Annotated in this window: 10 protein-coding genes; 4 read left to right on the top strand and 6 right to left on the bottom strand. The window is 48.5% G+C overall.

The genetic code is table 11. From position 1 onward, the window contains the following. The 6 genes from QUB44_RS29505 to plsX form a co-directional block, all read right to left on the bottom strand. Positions 1 to 748, bottom strand: a 748-nt coding sequence (locus QUB44_RS29505) for a substrate-binding domain-containing protein (RefSeq protein ID WP_333373156.1), incomplete at its 3' end; no start/stop codon positions are given. 10 nt (positions 749 to 758) lie between these two features. Beyond that, positions 759 to 1,061 (bottom strand): hypothetical protein, encoded by a 303-nt coding sequence (locus QUB44_RS29500; RefSeq protein WP_333373153.1) that lies wholly within the window; start codon positions 1,059 to 1,061, stop codon positions 759 to 761. After that, a complete protein-coding gene (locus tag QUB44_RS29495; RefSeq protein ID WP_333373150.1) occupies positions 1,036 to 1,476 on the bottom strand; it encodes a hypothetical protein in 441 nt (146 codons plus the stop codon). The genes QUB44_RS29500 and QUB44_RS29495 overlap by 26 nt, the downstream gene beginning before the upstream one ends. A 385-nt stretch (positions 1,477 to 1,861) precedes the next feature. Beyond that, complete coding sequence (gene fabD, locus QUB44_RS29490; RefSeq protein WP_333373147.1) at positions 1,862 to 2,743, bottom strand: ACP S-malonyltransferase; 882 nt, start codon at positions 2,741 to 2,743, stop codon at positions 1,862 to 1,864. Positions 2,744 to 3,144: 401 nt separating this feature from the next. Further along, positions 3,145 to 4,146 carry a beta-ketoacyl-ACP synthase III gene (locus QUB44_RS29485; protein ID WP_333373144.1) on the bottom strand — a complete coding sequence of 334 codons (1,002 nt, stop codon included), beginning with the start codon at positions 4,144 to 4,146 and terminating at the stop codon, positions 3,145 to 3,147. Between the two features lie 162 nt (positions 4,147 to 4,308). Next, on the bottom strand, positions 4,309 to 5,358 hold the full coding sequence (plsX, locus tag QUB44_RS29480; RefSeq protein ID WP_333373159.1) for a phosphate acyltransferase PlsX: 1,050 nt from the start codon (positions 5,356 to 5,358) through the stop codon (positions 4,309 to 4,311). 214 nt (positions 5,359 to 5,572) lie between these two features. Between plsX and QUB44_RS29475 the strand changes: the two genes are divergently transcribed. From QUB44_RS29475 to QUB44_RS29460, 4 genes are all read left to right on the top strand, one after another. After that, positions 5,573 to 6,907 (top strand): D-alanyl-D-alanine carboxypeptidase, encoded by a 1,335-nt coding sequence (locus tag QUB44_RS29475; protein ID WP_333373140.1) that lies wholly within the window; start codon positions 5,573 to 5,575, stop codon positions 6,905 to 6,907. A gap of 81 nt (positions 6,908 to 6,988) precedes the next feature. After that, positions 6,989 to 7,273, top strand: coding sequence for a 30S ribosomal protein S16 (rpsP, locus tag QUB44_RS29470; protein ID WP_006633724.1), 285 nt, complete (start codon positions 6,989 to 6,991; stop codon positions 7,271 to 7,273). Next, positions 7,245 to 7,748: a KH domain-containing protein gene (locus tag QUB44_RS29465; RefSeq protein ID WP_333057401.1), complete on the top strand. Its 504-nt coding sequence runs from the start codon at positions 7,245 to 7,247 to the stop codon at positions 7,746 to 7,748. The genes rpsP and QUB44_RS29465 overlap by 29 nt, the downstream gene beginning before the upstream one ends. 373 nt (positions 7,749 to 8,121) lie before the next feature. Beyond that, entirely contained in the window at positions 8,122 to 9,075 is a 954-nt protein-coding gene (locus QUB44_RS29460; protein WP_333157196.1) for a PhoH family protein, read from the top strand. Positions 9,076 to 9,362 lie beyond the last annotated feature (287 nt).

Genomic DNA, 9,362 nt, shown 5'->3' with positions numbered 1-9,362 from the left:
TCGCATAGCCAATGCCGTTGTTGCCTAAAGCTTGCAGCAGAGGAGTTGTCGCATCTCGATCGAGCGTGGTAATATTTGGCGTCGTAGCAAACTCGCCACCTCCAAGCACTTGTTCTTTAAACGTTTGGTGAGTGCCACTAACTGCCGGTCTGTTAATTACTTTAATCGGGCCCGCCGGGCCGCCGACTTTTGACCAGTCTTGAGTATTTCTCTGGAAGATATCTTGAACTTGAGCGGAGGTTAAACCTCCTTTGTAGGGGTTGTTCACGCCAACTACAAGGGCGATCATATCTAGGGCAACAGGCACAGCAGCCAAACCCTGACCTTGTTCTTGAGCCGTCAAAGGTCGCGATATCGCTGCAATATCTGCTGTTCCTGCCGCCAAATCCTGAATTCCTTTTTCAGAACCGTTCGCTTTGGTATCGACTGTCGTGTCGGAAAACTTGCTTTGAAAACCGTTCTTGAGGTTCTGATTGATTGTCACCATGCTGGTGGAACCGTCAATTCTCACCGCCGTACCCGCAGGCACGGAAGCTGGAAGCGCAAAGGAAGTCGCTGCAACAGGGGAAGCGCCGCCGACTACTGGCGCGGCGGGAAGTGGGACGACATCACCTGCAGGTGTGGGAGTGGGGGGATTGTTACTAATATCTTGCGACGCTGGTTTGTTGAGAAAAAAGAACCAGCCACCACCGGCTAGCAAGAGAAATAACAGGATAAAAACTATGGGGGGAGGCCCGCTCTTAGCCATACAATTGTCCTTAACTTGGAAGTTCTTTGTTGTTTGAGTCGTCTAACATTTTTAGCCTGCGATTAACTTCATCGTCTAAGCTCATATTTTCTAATTCTGACTGAAGTCTTTCTTGGGGGTTTTCAGAGAGTTCTGTTAAAGCTTGCTGTTTGAGGTTGCGGCTGTGGACGGCGTTTTTGGCTTGCTCAAACTGCGATCGAGCTGAATCGATACTGAGGTCGTTGTTGACTTTGGATATGGCTCCGAGGGCTTCGTTAATCTGGGCCATATCTTTCATATTTTGCATATCAGTTTTGTAGGCTTCCAGCTTCATCCGCTCTCGATTTAGCTTGTCCTTGGAAGCGTTGAGGTATTGTTCGGCTTGTTTTACTTGGGATTCTAATTGCGGCAGGATTTGTTCTGTCTGAATTACCAATTACCTTCGCCATTGCCAAGCGGGCTGCTTCTTCGTTGCCGTGGCGCTTGGCTGTGATGGCTTGGCGTTCTACGGTTTGCATTTCCCTAACTTTTTCTTCATATTTCGTTTTGGCGCGCTGGTAGGCTGTCACTTGGGTGGAGACTGCTGCTAGCTTTTGCACTGATTCTTGCATCGATCGCAGTGACTCTTCGGCTACCGCCACCGACACCTGCCCGCCGGATTCTACTGGCAGTCCCCACATCCAGTTCCAGGCACCAACTATGGTTCTGCCTGCCTTGTCGCCCATCAACCAGTAAAGGACTTTTTTCATATAAATACCAGATAAGCTTGGTTTTTATGGCTAGTGTACATCAGGAGTTGTCGATCGCCCCGTCAATCGATTTTAGATTTTAGATTTTAGATTTTAGAATTGAAGCATTGACCCCACGGATAAATTCGGGGGCTCGTTTATCGGATACAGGTTTTTTATTTCTGGACGGATGAATCCGGGGGCTTGTATCCTGGATGCTTTCGGTCAGGTCGATCTATTTCTCGATTTTTGATTAATATTTTCTAACTTTCTGGATCGTCTATCCCCAATTTGCACAACAGGCAATATTCGGATTTGCCTGTTGTGCTATTTGTTTTTCGGCAATCTTCAGGCCCATTAACTCTAAAGTTAATAACCTGCCGTTTAATAGCAGGCTAAAAATAGATTAAGCGGGCAAATCTGCAAAACTACTAACATTTACCAGCGCTAAATCGGGACAAGTCCGTTTGATCAAACCTGTGAGAACTTTGCCGGGACCAATTTCCACTACGCGATCGATTCCTTGTTGTGGCAATTGCAGAGAAATTTCTCGCCACCGCACGCCTTTGGTCATCTGCTGAGTCAACCGCTGCTTTAAAGTGGCTGCGCTGGTAGTGGCTGACGGTTCTGCGTTCGAGAGCACCAGCATTTTAGCATCGGAAAACCTTGCAGACTTTAACGCTAGTTGAAACTCTGCCGCCACCCCGGCCATCAGTGGAGAGTGAAACGCACCAGAAACATTCAATTTAACGGCCCGTTTGACTTTGATTTTGGCAAGTAAATCTTCTACTGCTGCGGGCGTTCCAGAAATCACGACTTGTGCTTCGCTGTTGTCGTTTGCCAGCACCACGTCTCGGCTGTATTGAATTTGCAATTCTAGTTCCTGCCTGTCGAACCCAATCAAAGCCACCATTTGACCGCCAGAGGCAGTTTCCATGAGTTCGGCGCGACGTTTGACTAAGCGCAATCCGGTTTCAAAATCAAAAACGCCTGCTGCGTAGAGGGCAACGTATTCTCCTAAACTGTGACCGGCAACTACCGCTGGTCGATCGCTTTTTTCTCGCACTAAGTCGGCCAAAATACTTTCTACTACGAACAAGCAAGGCTGAGTGTAGAGAGTCCGAGATAGTTTTGCTTCTTCTTTTTGGCAAACTTCCGGGACAGACCAGCCTAAAATTTCTTTAGCGATCTCAAATTTGGCTTTGGCTGTTGGCAAGTTTAATAAGTCTGCACCCATCCCGATCGCCTGGGAACCTTGTCCGGGAAATACCCATGCTGTTTTAGTCATTTTTCCGGTAATCTGCTAATTGGTGGTTGCTAATTGGTGATTGCAAAAATTCTTTCTTTCCCGCTTCTAAGTTCGCTCGCTGGTATCCGCTATCTTTCGGTTAACGAACTATCTACTCGCGACTCATAATTATAACATCTAACTGCGATTTTTACCAGGTTTATTTTTTTTGCTACTTGAATCTGATTAATAGCCGTAGCACAATTTTCAAGCTTCAAGCCGGGGAAAGTCGATCGAAGAATAGAGGATTTTCCGTTTGAGCACGCGCTTGTCAATAAGTGTTGTCCGGGTGGTGCACCGCTGCGAACCTTGCCCTATGTATGGCGTGTTAAAGGATTTGTATTTTACTCGATCGAACTCCCGACAATAATCGGAGCAAGTTTACAGCCGGCCGCCAAATATTACCTTCCCCATTGAAAAATCGCAGCCCCCCAAGTCAAACCTGCACCGAAACCCGCAGCAGCAATAGTATCGCCTGCTTTCACTTTAGCCAGACGCACGGCTTCGTCTAAGGCAAGGGGAATTGAAGCTGCTGAGGTATTGCCGTAATTCGCCAAATTGCTGATTACTTTTTCGGGGGGAATCTTTAGCCTTTGGGCAACTGCATCGAGAATCCGCTGATTGGCTTGGTGCAACAACAGCCAGTCAATTTCAGCAGCGCTAATATTTGCCCGAAACATAGCTTTTTCTATGACTTCCGGCACTTTTTTTACGGCAAACCGATAGATTTCTTGACCGTTCATTGTAATGGGATGAAATCCGCCAACTCCGATGTTGACACCCTCAATTAATTGTTTTGACTCGGCTTTGTAAGGCAAATTGAGAGACGAATTTTGCGTGCCGTCGCTGCGAATTTCAAATCCCAAAAAGTGATCGACTTCTGAAGCTTGCAATACCACCGCACCTGCACCGTCTCCAAAAAGAATGCAAGTACCCCGATCCGACCAATTCACCCACCGAGACAAAATATCTGCTCCGATAAGCAAAACATTTTGATAAACCCCTGTCCGAATGAACTGCGAGGCTGTAACTAAACCAAAAACAAAGCCCGAACAAGCTGCTGTCAAATCAAAAGCCACAGCTTTTGTGGCGCCCAATTGATATTGAATTTTACTGGCAGTGCCAAACAAATCGTCAGGGCTTGAGGTCGCCAAAATAATCAAATCGATATCTGTCGGCGAAATTTCTGCCATGGCGATCGCCTGAAGCGATGCGGACGACGCTAAATCGCACAAAGAAGTGCGATCGTCCGCCAGCCTGCGGGAGCGAATACCCGTCCGCGCCCCAATCCACTCGTCATTCGTTTCTACTATCTGACTCAAACCGTTATTATCCAGCGAAACCTGCGGTGTACAAGAACCGCTACCCGTGACGGCAATTCCGAACCCTGATTGCTGCAACATTCCTCTCCATTTACTCGCTGTTTGATCGAGAAATTAAAAATTAAAAACTACCAATTAAAATTATTTTTTAAACTGCTGAAATTACTTTTTTAAGCAAAACCGCTTGTTTAAGCTGACATTTTTAATTTTACATTTTTAATTTTTAATTCCTACTTACTGCCTCTAATTCACAGCTTCTTGTTCCAGAGCGCTTTGCTGATTGGACGATCTAATTCGCTCCAGCACTTGGTTGTCAATAGCCTCCTTCGCCAAACGAATGGCATTAAAAATCGAGGCAGCTTGAGACGAACCGTGGCTGATAATGCAAACTCCAGCAACGCCCAATAGCAAACCGCCGCCGTGTTCAACGTGGTCTACCCGCTGCTTAAACCCTTTGAGGCTTTCTTGCAGGAGGGGAGCGCTAATTTGATTTTTGAGTCCGGCAGCCAATTCTTCCTTAAGCACTTGCACCACGACTTCGCCCACCGCTTCGGCAAACTTCAACAACACGTTACCGACAAACCCGTCGCAGACAATCACGTCGAATTTCCCAGACAGCACGTCGCGGCCTTCGGCATTGCCCACAAAAGGAATGTTCGGGTTGTCCACCAATAACTGGTGGGTTCGCACGGCTGCGTCGTTGCCTTTAGAAGGTTCTTCGCCAATGTTGAGCAGGCCGATTTTAGGTTCGGCGACGCCCAGCACGCACTGGCTGTAAATAGTTCCCATAAGAGCGAACTGCTCCAAAAATTTGGGGCGACAGTCCACATTAGCGCCGACATCAAGAATGAGTACAGCGCTGCCCGGTATCATTGTCGGCAAAACCGCACCGATCGCAGGGCGATCGATTCCGGGGAGCCGCCCCAACCTCAGCAGGGCAGCAGCCATTGCCGCGCCGGAGTGACCGGCGGACACCACAGCATCAGCTTGCTGCTGCTTTACCAAGTTCATCGCTACGTTAATCGAAGCGTTGGGCTTACGTTTGAGGGCACTCAAAGGTTCTTCGTGCATTTCCACCGCTCCTTCAGAAGGAACGATTTCTAGCTGACCTGTAGAGACGCGGCCGATCGCGTCTTGTTGCCGGAGCGAGTCTTCTATTTGCTGCGGGTCGCCCACGAGCAAAATCTCTACGCCTAATTCTTCTTGTGCCTTAAGCGCTCCAGCTACAACTTCGGCGGGGGCATGATCCCCACCCATAGCGTCTATTGCAATTCTTGCGCGTGTCGATCCCATTGACCAATGTTTGAGAAACACTAAAAATTCTACCAGGAAGTCAGGAGCGTGAATCCAGAAGTCTGAATAAAGAACTAAAATCCGCTCGCTAGGGCGATCTGACAATTCTCATTTCCGACTACTCTGATAGAACTTGTTTTGTCACTACTTTACTATTTTTGACTGCAAATTGAAAAAATCAATGCAATAGTTTACATGACTTTAGGAGTAAAAAATGCTGGATTTATTTAGCTCAGGAATCATATCTCTTTGGCTGGACATGACTGGGGTAGGCAGTGCCGCGCCTAATGCTGCGTCAGTGCTGGCTTGGCGGGGAGGGATACCCGGGTTAGTGGTGGCCCAAGATTTGGCTTTTGGGGGAATAGATGGGGCAAATCCCGACTTGCCAGCAGAAGCGACGGTGCGGGAATATTTAAAAGATTTGAAAGACAAGAACCTGATTGATGGGAATCAGGGAATTTGGGTGCAAGCGGGAATGGTGCCGCTGGTAAGTCAGCAGGGGAAGACGCTGATGCCTGGGGCTTCGCTGACTAAGATTGCGACTTCTCTGGCGTCCCTAGAAACTTGGGGCGCGGATTATCAGTTTGAAACGCGGTTCCGAGCAACGGGGCCGATTAGGAATGGTGTATTGCAGGGAGATTTGGTGGTCAGCGGCGGGGGCGATCCGCTGTTTGTGTGGGAGGAGGCGATCGCCGTGGGCAATGCTCTCAATCAAATGGGTATCAATCGTGTGGCGGGGAATTTGGTGGTGACAGGAAATTTCCGCATGAATTACGAGTCCGATCCTTTGGTTGCGGGGGAGATACTGCGGCAAGCTCTTGAGGGGAGCAGTTGGTCGCAGGACGTGGTGGCAATGTATTCTAAGATGGCTCCGGGAACTAGAAAGCCGCAAGTAACGGTGGCCGGCAGCGTCATTGCTGAGAAATTTGTGACTTCGGGACATTTGCTGCTGAAACGCCGATCGCTTCCTTTAGCCGAAATTCTCAAGCAGATGAACGTCCACAGCGATAATGAAATAGCTCAAATGCTTGCCGACGATTTGGGTGGGGCAAAAATAGTGCAGCAGCAAGCGACTTGGGCTGCGGGGGTGCCGGAGGAGGAAGTTCAATTAGTTAACGGTTCGGGATTGGGAGTGGAAAATCGGATGTCTCCGAGGGCGGCTTGTGGGATGATGCAGGCGATCGGGCGCAACCTTCAGACGACTGGGCTGACAGTTGCTGACTTGTTTCCGGTGTCCGGGCGCGATAAAGGAACTTTGGAATACCGACACATTCCGCGATCGGCTGTGGTGAAAACTGGTACTTTGGACACCGTGATTGCTTTGGCTGGAGCCATACCCACGCGCGATCGGGGTTTAGTGTGGTTTGCAATTATTAATCGCGGCACCGATTGGGACTCTTTGAGAGCGCAGCAAGATATATTTTTGCAAAAATTGGTGCAGCAATGGGGAACAGCATCGATTTTGCCACTAGCAATTACACCGCACATTGACGGCGCCAGACCTGCCTTGGGGGCAGCAAATCGTAGTGATATTTTGGTCGGAGGTTAAGAAATAGCGGTTGAGTTGGGGTTCGCGGAAGGAGCACTGACAAAATAGCTTAGAATTAGAACAAGACTATTGTGCAAGAAGATGATCAAACTGCGATTGAAGAGATACGGGAAAAAACGCGAGACAAGCTACCGGATTGTAGCGATGAACAGTTCTACTCGCCGCGACGGCCGTCCCCTAGAAGAGCTCGGCTATTACAACCCCAGAAATAACGAAACCAGGCTGGATGTTCCAGCGATTGTCAAGCGCCTCCAAGAAGGCGCTCAGCCAACTGACACCGTGCGTGACATCCTGAGAAAAGCCCATGTATTTGAACAAGTCGGAGCCGGAGCCAACGTTGAATCCAGCACAGCAACAGTCAGCTAGTCCCAACTATGCTGGACTGGTTAAGTTTTTAATTGGGCCTTTTTTAGAGACCCCAGGCTCTTTGCGGGTTGATTGCGAACTGCACCCGCGACAATCGCGGGTCTGGGTTAGGCTGGCTTTTGAAGATCCGGACAAAGGCCGGGTTTACGGTAGGGGCGGACGCAATATTCAGGCAATTAGAACTACGCTCGAAGCGGTGGCGCAGACGGCGGGCCAGTCGCTCTACTTAGATATATACGATGGTGAAGCGGGCGATCGTGGATCTGGCCCGCCCAGGGGCGATCGCGATCGCCCGGATCGCGACCGCCCGGATCGCGACCGCCCAGATCGTGGCTCGCGGGAGCCGCGGGGCGACTTCCGACCCCGGACGCCACCTCCGTCGCCGAGTCCCTTAGCTAGCAGAACTCCGAGAGAACAACCTCGCCGTACTAACACACCTACGTTTAGAACGAGCCGAAATACTCCCGGTTATTAACTAACTGCAGAGTCCAGAAAGAATTTTAGATTTTAGATTGCCTGTTGTAGACTTTGTATTACAAGCCCCGTTTGGTTTGAAATGGCCGATTTTGCGATCGGAAACAAATGTAAAATTGAAAATTTCAAATGTCAGCGACATCAGGTTAATCTAAAATCTAAAATTTCCAATCTAAAATCTAAAATTGCCTGACTTAATAGAAGGGAGATTTGATTTGTGCCTCAAGCACCAAACTCATTTGGGAGCTAAATCTAAAAGACGCCTTAGATACTAGGTTAAGCCTAGTAACTGGCGTCTTTTTGTTCCAAATAGTAACTGGTTGAATGTTTATTTGTTAACTTTTAATTGCTTATTTGGAGGAGCTTATGTTGGCATGAATGAAAAACTAACAATAGAGTTACCGAGCACTCAAAGCGCAATGTCGCTGGCCGGTAATCAAGAAGAAAACCTGAAAATGATCTCTAAGCAAACCGGTGCTACCCTGGTAATGCGAGGGCAAGAACTGCTGATTTCCGGCACAAAAAGTCAAGTAGAATTGTGTCATAAATTAGTGCGATCGCTCTCCGACTATTGGAAATCCGGCAAAAATATTACCGGAGTAGAAATCCAGACGGCGCGCCAAGCTTTGGATACCAACCGCCAAGGCGATTTACAAGACTTGCAGCGAGACGTTCTCGCCAGAACCCGCCGCGGCGAAGAAATTAGAGCCAAAACCTTCAAGCAGCGGCAATACGTCCAAGCAGTACGCACGCACGACCTGACATTTTGCATTGGCCCCGCTGGTACTGGCAAAACATTTCTAGCAGCTATTTTCGCCGTGCAGGCGCTGTTAAGCAAGCAGTACGAACGGCTGATTTTAACGAGGCCAGCGGTGGAAGCTGGCGAAAAATTAGGGTTTTTGCCGGGAGATTTGCAGCAAAAAGTCGATCCATATTTGCGCCCGCTTTACGACGCCCTGCAAGAAATGATCGACCCTGAAAAAATGGCCGATTTAATGGAAAGAGGCTTGATCGAAGTAGCTCCTTTAGCTTATATGCGGGGGCGCACTCTCAGCAATGCTTTCGTAATTTTGGACGAAGCTCAAAATACGACGCCAGCTCAGATGAAAATGGTGTTGACTCGTCTGGGCTTTCGATCGAGAATGGTAGTGACGGGGGATATCACTCAAACAGATTTGCCGCCAAACCAACAGTCGGGATTGTCAGTTGCCCAAAACATTCTACGCAACGTTGAGGGCATTGCTTTCTGCGAATTCTCTCAGGCGGATGTGGTGCGACATCCTCTAGTGCAGCGGATTGTCGCTGCTTACGAACTGCACGAAACATAGTCATTAGTCATTAGTCATTAGTCATTAGTCGGTAGTTGTTGGTTGTTAGTTATTGTTGTTTTTAATTACCAATAATCAATGCCCAATGCCCAATGCCCCATGCCCAATGCCCCATGCCCCATGCCCAATACCCAATTCCCAAATTAAATTATGCCTAACCTGAAAGAATTCTTGGAAGCTTGCGAACAATTGGGAACGCTGCGTTTAATCGCAGGGCTATTTCATTCTAAACAGCTTCTTCAAAACGTCTAGACCATAGCCCGCGAGCCGTTGTGCCTGTGCCATAT

Source organism: Microcoleus sp. AT3-D2 (assembly GCF_036705715.1).
In the GTDB taxonomy this organism is placed as follows: Bacteria; Cyanobacteriota; Cyanobacteriia; order Cyanobacteriales; family Microcoleaceae; genus Microcoleus.
The sequence above is the reverse complement of the archived record's forward strand: the minus strand, read 5'-3'. Positions and strand labels throughout refer to the sequence as shown.